This is a genomic window from Clostridium sp., from assembly GCF_051656525.1.
In the GTDB taxonomy this organism is placed as follows: domain Bacteria; phylum Bacillota; class Clostridia; order Clostridiales; family Clostridiaceae; genus Clostridium.
In genome coordinates, this window is sequence record NZ_JBOGCC010000089.1 from 1 (window position 1) to 1,429 (window position 1,429).

The following is a 1,429-nucleotide window of genomic DNA, read 5'->3' on the forward strand; positions in this document are numbered from 1 at the left end:
ACAGATAAAGAAGCAATAAAAAAGAATATTGAAAATGCAGTAAATGAGTTTATAAATTGGCAACACTGTAAATTGGGAAGAGATATAAATCCAAGTAAATTAATAACATTGATGAGTAATGCTGGAGCGAAAAGAGTGGAGGTGACTTCTCCAAACTTCCTAAAATTAGAAAAAACAAATGTAGCAAAATTAAGAAATAATACATTAACTTATGGAGGAGTTGAAATTGAATAAAGATGAAATTTATAGCTTACTTCCAGAGAATTTAAAGAAATACAAAAATCTTTCAGGTATAGCATATGCGTTTGCAGGGAGCATTGAAAACGAGGAAGAAGATGTTGGCATACCAACGCATTTGCCGTTAGATTTGAGAACTCATGTAACTAAAACGATAAAAGAGGATATTGAAAATATAAAAATATACTTGAAGATGGAAAAATTAGATGACAAAGTACTGGATCAATTAGCTTGGCAATGGAATGTAGAATTTTACAGTTCGGAACTTCCGAAGTCGAAAAAAATAGAGATGGTAAAAAGGTCATATTTTCATCACGTAACTAAAGGAACTGTAGGGGCTTTAGAATCAGCTTTAAAAGCAATTGTAAGTAATTTAGAAGTTAAAGAGTGGTATGAATATGGAGGTAATCCATTTATGTTTAGATTAATTGTTGAAGGAGATATGTTAACAGAAGAAGAAATATCAACAGTTTATAAATTAGTAGATATTTATAAAAATGTTAGGTCTCATTTAGATGGCTTCATAATAACACAAAAAAATAATTCTTTAGTTAATTTTATAAATGGAATACATGATCATAAGAAAGTAATAAATAAGTTTGTAGGGTAGGTGGAAAAATGTTAGCGACAGGAGGAGTTATTTTAACCTCAGCTGGTGCCTTGATGATTTCAAGGTCATTAGAATTAGTAAAACCTATTGAATTTACACATATGAAAATAGGTACAGGAGATATAAATTCATTAGATAATGCCAGAGCTTTAACAGATTTGGTAGCTAGTTATATGACAATTAATATGTCCTCAATAGTGAGAAATGAAAACACAATAAGAATAAGAGGAAGTTTTACAAATGAAAGTTTTTCTAATGAAGTAACTATAAAAGAAATTGGAGTATTCGCAAAAATAGGAGCAGAGCAATCTGTACTATTTGGATATGTAAATGATGGACAAGGAGAAGTAATGCCTCCTGGAAACTCAGGTAATGTAATTTCAAGAACAAGAGATCTGTACATAGGAGTTACAAGCGAAGCAGCAGCTGTAATAACAATAGACAAGAGTTTAGTATATCCAACAATTGAAGATTTAGAAGAAGGTTTGAATCAAAAAGAAAATAAATTTAATAAAAATAGTGGATTTAATAAAACAAAATCAGATGCAACAAATTTAAAAGATTCAGAAACTCTTGCAACAT

2 protein-coding genes and 1 pseudogene are annotated in these 1,429 nt (G+C 29.7%); all 3 read left to right on the forward strand.

Annotation, left to right across the window (positions count from 1 at the left end):
* Window positions 1-234 (forward strand): annotated as a pseudogene (locus tag ACRDDY_RS03200) (baseplate assembly protein); the annotation flags it as partial.
* Entirely contained in the window at window positions 227-847 is a 621-nt protein-coding gene (locus tag ACRDDY_RS03205; protein WP_438563523.1) for a phage tail protein I, read from the forward strand. The pseudogene ACRDDY_RS03200 and the gene ACRDDY_RS03205, both read left to right, overlap by 8 nt.
* Before the next feature lie 8 nt (window positions 848-855).
* Window positions 856-1,429 (forward strand): hypothetical protein (locus ACRDDY_RS03210; RefSeq protein ID WP_438563524.1); only part of this gene is annotated, 574 nt, incomplete at its 3' end.